Source organism: Massilia sp. CT11-108, assembly GCF_047302915.1.
Classification (GTDB): domain Bacteria; phylum Pseudomonadota; class Gammaproteobacteria; order Burkholderiales; family Burkholderiaceae_D; genus Telluria; species Telluria orientalis.
Window position 1 is genome coordinate 1 of record NZ_JBKYMO010001649.1, and the last position, 250, is coordinate 250.

Below are 250 nucleotides of genomic sequence, written 5' to 3' on the forward strand. Positions count from 1 at the left end.
GTGGACCTCTAGGAAGCTTGTTCCGACCTGACAACTTGTAAGCTAAACGCTTTCTGGCGGTATGAGCACAGCTGATTATCAGCGTTTTCGGCCAGAGCGGTGCTGGAAACAATTGGGCCAAGGGTCATTACACCGAAGGTGCCGAGCTTGTCGACTCTGTTCTCGATGTCGTCCGACGAGAGGCCGAGGCTACCGACTGCCTCCAGGGTTTCCAAATCACCCACTCTCTTGGTGGTGGTACCGGTGCCGG

General features: G+C 56.0%; 1 protein-coding gene. It reads left to right on the forward strand.

The window, feature by feature from the left end; translation table 11 throughout:
- Nucleotides 1–77 precede the first annotated feature (77 nt).
- Nucleotides 78–250: hypothetical protein (locus tag ACEN88_RS35905; protein ID WP_413347154.1), on the forward strand; the 173-nt coding region annotated here is incomplete at its 3' end.